This is a genomic window from Desulfobacula sp., assembly GCF_021107415.1.
Window position 1 is genome coordinate 1 of record NZ_JAIOSW010000081.1, and the last position, 5,358, is coordinate 5,358.

The 5,358-nt window shown below is 39.8% G+C and carries 7 protein-coding genes; 4 read left to right on the forward strand and 3 right to left on the reverse strand.

Annotated elements, in window-relative coordinates; translation table 11 throughout:
- From K8S13_RS04200 to K8S13_RS04215, 4 genes are all read left to right on the forward strand, one after another.
- Positions 1 to 735 (forward strand): zinc-binding dehydrogenase (locus K8S13_RS04200; protein ID WP_291460684.1); only part of this gene is annotated, 735 nt, incomplete at its 5' end.
- Positions 736 to 753: 18 nt separating this feature from the next.
- Entirely contained in the window at positions 754 to 1,503 is a 750-nt protein-coding gene (locus tag K8S13_RS04205; protein WP_291460685.1) for an SDR family NAD(P)-dependent oxidoreductase, read from the forward strand.
- Positions 1,504 to 1,535: 32 nt separating this feature from the next.
- Entirely contained in the window at positions 1,536 to 2,672 is a 1,137-nt protein-coding gene (oah, locus tag K8S13_RS04210; protein ID WP_291460686.1) for a 6-oxocyclohex-1-ene-1-carbonyl-CoA hydratase, read from the forward strand.
- A 150-nt stretch (positions 2,673 to 2,822) separates the two neighbouring features.
- Entirely contained in the window at positions 2,823 to 3,239 is a 417-nt protein-coding gene (locus K8S13_RS04215) for a secondary thiamine-phosphate synthase enzyme YjbQ (protein WP_291460687.1), read from the forward strand.
- Between the two features lie 301 nt (positions 3,240 to 3,540).
- Here the strand turns inward: K8S13_RS04215 and K8S13_RS04220 are convergent, their stop codons facing one another.
- The 3 genes from K8S13_RS04220 to K8S13_RS04230 all read right to left on the reverse strand — a co-directional run bounded on the left by K8S13_RS04220 (position 3,541) and on the right by K8S13_RS04230 (position 5,255).
- Positions 3,541 to 3,825 (reverse strand): sigma 54-interacting transcriptional regulator, encoded by a 285-nt coding sequence (locus K8S13_RS04220; protein WP_291460688.1) that lies wholly within the window; start codon positions 3,823 to 3,825, stop codon positions 3,541 to 3,543.
- Positions 3,826 to 3,917: 92 nt separating this feature from the next.
- A complete protein-coding gene (locus K8S13_RS04225) occupies positions 3,918 to 4,724 on the reverse strand; it encodes a DUF3786 domain-containing protein (protein ID WP_291460689.1) in 807 nt (268 codons plus the stop codon).
- 159 nt (positions 4,725 to 4,883) lie between these two features.
- Positions 4,884 to 5,255 (reverse strand): hypothetical protein, encoded by a 372-nt coding sequence (locus K8S13_RS04230; protein ID WP_291460690.1) that lies wholly within the window; start codon positions 5,253 to 5,255, stop codon positions 4,884 to 4,886.
- Positions 5,256 to 5,358 lie beyond the last annotated feature (103 nt).

Below are 5,358 nucleotides of genomic sequence, written 5' to 3' on the forward strand. Positions count from 1 at the left end.
ATGCCGGGCAACAGCATGGGTATTTACGGCGGAAACTCAAGCCATATTCCTGTTCCTGCCATTGATCTTTGCGAAGTTAAAGATCGTGGAAATATCCCTCTTGAAAAACTGGCTGTTGTGGCAGATGCAGCAACAACTCCTTTCCAGGCAGCTAAAAGAGCTGATATCCAGGTGGGAGATAATACCATTGTTATAGGCGTCGGGGGTGTGGGACAATATATGGTACAGGTGCTTAATGCCCTGGGCGCGGCAAATGTCATTGCCGTTGATATTGACCAGGAGCGCCTTGATACCATGTTGCAAAACGGTGCAGACTTTGCCATCAATTCCATGGGTAAAACCCCAAGAGAGATTTCCGGGGAGGTGAAAGCCTATAGAAAAGAGAATGGACTTGCTTCCACGGGTTGGAAGATATTTGAAGTTTCAGGTTCAAAGCCCGGCCAGGAACTGGGACTTGCTCTTTTGAGCTTTACAGGCAAAATGATAGTTGTGGGCTATGGTCCCCACAAGGTTGAATATTCCATTTCAAGGCTCATGGCATTTGATGCAGAACTCATTGGAACCTGGGGGTGCCTGCCTGAATACTATCCATCCGTACTGAGCATGATCACCAGCGGAAAAATTAATTTTGAAGACTTCGTCCAGACAAGACCCATGAGCACCATTGTTGAAAGTTATGATGAAGCCCATAAAAAATCACCAGATCAGAGAATCGTACTTATACCTGATTTCTAAATAAAAAGGAAAACGCAAATGAAACTTGAAGGGAAAAAAGCCATTGTCACAGGCGGCAGCCGTGGAATTGGAAAAGCCATTGCCCTGATGTATGCAAAAGAGGGGGCGGATATTCTGGTAAACTACCACTCCAACGATACTGCCGCAAAAGAGACGGTGGCCCAAATTGAAAAACTGGGCCGTAAAGCTGTTGCTATTGCCGCTGATGTTGCCAATTATGAAAGCGCACAGAATATGGTTGAAGAGTGTGTGAAACAGTTGGGCGGGGTTGATATTGTTGTCAACAATGCCGGTGTTTCCAAACCTTCCATGCTGCTTAAAATGAAGGAAGAAGACTGGGATGCCATCATTGATATCCATTTAAAAGCAGCCTTTAATACTACCCAGGCAGCAGGTCGCCACATGAAAGAACAAAAATACGGCAAAATCATTAACGTGATTTCAACCGCTGGTATTTTTGGAACTATTGGTCAGATTAATTATGCCTCTGCAAAAGCCGGGATCATAGGATTTACAAAATCAGCCTCCCGTGAGCTTGGCAGATACGGAATCAATGTGAACGTCATCTGTCCGGGAATCACAAAGACAGAAATGACAGGCAAACTTCAGACAGATGAAAAGCTTAAAAAAATTTATGAAGGCAGAATTCAGCTGGGCAGATTTGCAGAACCCGAAGAGATTGCCCCTGCATTTGTATTTCTTGCGTCCGATGATGCAAGTTATATTACAGGCCAGGTACTGGGTGTTGACGGCGGATACATAGGATAAATAAAAATATTAAATTAAGGAGGTAGATAGATATGGCTTTAGAGTGGATGCCAAGAGAAGACGAAGTTAAAGATCATTCCCTGCACAGAAATCCCCATTGGGGAACAGAAGCACCATGCGCTATGTATGAAAAAAAACCATTAACTGATCCAAAAGGAAATGTTGTGGAAGGGTTGTTTGTAGCATGGATTACACTGAATAACCCCAGACAGTTTAATTCTTATACCACAGATATGGTAAAGGGTGTTATTGCCGGATTTGAAAATGCTTCTCTGGACAGAAGCGTTGTTGCCGCAGTCTTTACCGGCACAGGTCCCTATGCATTCTGCACCGGTGGTAATACAAAAGAATATTCTGAATTCTATTCAAATAGATGTGATGAATATGGTCAGTACATGGAGCTTTTCAACCACATGGTTGATTCCATCCTGGCCTGTAAAAAACCGGTCATCTGCCGGGTGAACGGCATGCGGATTGCTGGTGGCCAGGAAATCGGTCTGGCATGTGATATTGCCATATCTTCCGACCTTGCCATTTTCGGCCAGGCAGGCCCAAGACATGGCTCAGCACCTTCCGGCGGATCTTCGGATTTCCTCCCCTGGTTCCTCAGTGCAGAAGATGCCATGTGGAACTGCGTATCCTGTGAGATGTGGTCAGCCTATAAAATGAAAGCAAAAAATATGCTTTCCAAGATTGTCCCTGTTCTTAAAATTGACGGTGAATGGGTAAGAAATCCCACCATTATCACTGACAAATATCTTGAAGACGGTGAGATCGTTTACGGAGAATATAAGTCCGGACAGGACTTCAAAGATGGTCGGGCCATTCTTAAACAGCATCAGGCCAATGCTGATTTTGAACTTCTTGATAAAGAAGTGAACAATGTGATCTGGAAGTTTGCCAACCTGTTCCCGGGCTGCCTGATCAAATCCATTGACGGTATCCGCCAGAAAAAGAAATTCTTCTGGGATACAATGAAGAATGATCACAGACATTGGCTGGCAGCTAATATGTCCGGTGAAGCATTCCTTGGATTTGGTGCATTTAATACCAAAAAAATTACCGGTCAGGATACCATTGATTTCATCAAATTCCGCCAGAACGTTGCTGATTCCAGGCTGTGGGACGATGAAATGTTTGCTGAAGTTATGGGTAAACCAAAAGAATAAAATTTATCAGAAATAGTCGATAAATAAGTTCAGATAATTTATGGTTCAAGGCTGGTTTTAAGGTTTTGAGCCATAAATTATTTTAGAGTATTATACTATGGAAAGAGCAATTCCATGTATATCTGAAAAATAAAATATGGAATTAATTTTATGAAAACATACAGAAAAGAATTATGGTTTGAGATTCCAACAAGAAGGGCTTTTATCAACATTACATCTAATATTCAACAATGCATTAATGAAAGTGGAGTAACTGAAGGACTTGTACTTATAAACGCTATGCACATCACAGCCTCTGTATTTATTAATGATGATGAATCAGGATTACACCATGATTATGATCTCTGGCTTGAAAAATTAGCACCCCATGAGCCGGTTTCTCAATACAGACACAATGTAGGTGAAGACAATGCAGATGCCCATATGAAACGACAGATCATGGGTAGAGAAAGTGTTGTTGCTATCACGGAAGGAAAGCTTGATTTCGGTACATGGGAACAGATTTTTTATGGTGAATTTGACGGTAGAAGAAAAAAACGTGTTTTGGTCAAAATAATTGGGGAATAAATTTTTGTCAGAAAAGCAAAATGTTACGATAGTGCAAAAACCGTAATCTTTAGATGAAATTTTCGTAACAATGATATTATTAAAATATATTTAAAATTCAGTTGCTTACAATAGTGGCACATGGTTTGCGTTTAAAAAGGAGTGTGTACCATGGAAAGTAAAAATCGTTTTAATTGCATTAATGATCATTGGGTTTATTGGAACCGGAAGTATGGTAATTGCCAGTGAAAAGAACGCTAAGAAAAGCGTGATCACTGAAACAGGCACTATTTATAATCAGAGGGTTCAATATGGTATTTCTTTATTTTATAATGTAATAAAGATCCTGGCGAAACAATCCTGTTTCAATAAGCCCTTTTTTATCATTTACTGCATGGGTAAACGCACCTTTAACATGGCCGAACAATTCGCTTTCCAAAATAAGCACATTCGCATTACTTGCCGCCACTTTTTTGACCATGGGGTAAAGGACTTTCATAGCACGACTTTCTCCCCAGTAAAAATCATTTTCAACCGAAATGGGATACAGTTTTTCAGAGTTGATACGACTTGCTTCCAGGGTTTCATTGATCTTATTGATCAGCATTCGACCGTCAAAGGGTTTGGAAATATAGTCAACTGCTCCCTGCTTGATGGCATCAACTGCACCAGGTATGGTCCCATATGCGGTTAAAAAGTTTATTGTAGCCCGTGCTTTAAAGCGATCTTTTCAAACATTAACACAAGCCCTGCACCAAGAGTATAGAGGGATTCAATGTTAAGATTAGCTTCTGCGGTTGAATCGAAAAAAAGATTAAGATCAGAGTCAAGCTCATCTTCCGGCTTCCAGTAACAAATAAGAATCGGAACTTTTGGCAGAGGATGTAAAACAAGTGAGATATCAGATTTATAATGATTTTCAACCTGCTTTCCATTAAAAATATCAATCATGTCTTCAAAAAGATCTGTATAAGTATCAGCAATTTTTTTTAAAGGTTTTTCACATCTTTGGCTAAACAGCCGATACCACTTCTTTCCACCTGGAAGTTCTCTGAGAGGAACCCATTTCCCTGAAGCCGGTAAGCCGGTATCTTTTAAAATATAGTTTAATACTGGCATTACAACCCATTGATGAATATGGATGTCAGATGAAAAATTTCCCTTTGAATCAACACTAAAGTCTTTACCGAGAATTTTGATTGTCAATTTGTCACTGGAAAATCTACCCCCCAGTGTCTTTGCCAATAAAGAAAGATCGATAGCTGCAATTTTACTTTTTAAAAGCGTCACTGCTTCAGCAAAATCCTGTTCAACAGACTTTTGTTTTTTGATTTTACCATTAAACCTTTCAATCATTTCTTTTCCAATATAGGGGCAGTCACTGAGCTGTTTATCGCCCTTGAATACCAGTACAGAGAAAGCCAGACAAGTGGGGGCATTACATTCTTTGCAGTTTGTTTTCGGAAGAAGTTTAAAAATCTCCATGGAATTATGAAATTCTAACATAGTCTATTTCCTTTATGAATTTTCAGACTATAAAAACATATCCCATGCAAAAAACATCACCCATTTGGGGGATATGATAAAATTATTTTAATTTCTTAAAGAACTTTGTTTTGGGCAGCCCACACAGCTGCCCGGGTACGGTCATTAACACCCAATTTATTAAAAATGTGAACCACATGACTTTTTATAATTCGGCTTTATGGAATTTCTTCTGGCATACAGATTATTAAAAAAATTGATGAGCTTATCTGCAAACCCAAGGGCATGTTCCTTGTTAGTAAAGGGTACGGCAATAACTTCAAAGGGATATACAGTACACTTGGACATATCAAATATGAATTGAATGTATTCCGGGTTATCAAAAAATCTGGCATTTTCTATTTCCGCGTTTAAATATGGAAATAACTTACTGATATTATTTTCTATTCTAAAATAAACACCATAGTTTACCAAGGGATTCAAATTTGATCTTACCCCTGCCTGGGTTAAAGCAAAACCGGAATATCCGGTCGTGGTCCAGTTTATCTGCAATAATTTCCCGGTCTGAATGTTAACAAGTCTTTCATCGTCCAGACATGGTCAGTTAAGCCTGCCGCCATAAACGGTGTCGTTGGTTTATTATGCCTTTTTGTTA